Source organism: Neisseria sp. P0009.S007, from assembly GCF_051962515.1.
In genome coordinates this window covers 1-258 of record NZ_JBQCVF010001168.1, presented here as the reverse complement: position 1 = coordinate 258, position 258 = coordinate 1, and the positions used below count along the sequence as shown (strand labels likewise).

The window sequence follows — 258 nt, the reverse complement described above, 5'->3', positions numbered from 1 at the left end:
ATCCTCTTCTGAAACATATGATTTTTCGATGATTCCACTGATATTTTTGAGACATTGCCTATATGCCGCTTCTCGCTTGGTATTATCATTGCTCAGTTCAAGGTATTGTTTTCTCTCTTTTTCATGCAATACCGAAGAGTAGGCTACGTAAACCAATAAAAACCCATCTTCATCTTTATTTTCATATTTATCTTTTGAAGCGGAAAGCTCTTCTAACGTCTGATTCTGAAATTTTTTTGAGAGAGCGCGGGAATATAC

The 258-nt window shown here is 35.7% G+C and carries 1 pseudogene; it reads right to left on the bottom strand.

Going from position 1 to position 258, the window contains the following annotated elements:
• Positions 1–258: pseudogene (locus tag ACTHS3_RS18165) on the bottom strand (hypothetical protein); the annotation flags it as partial.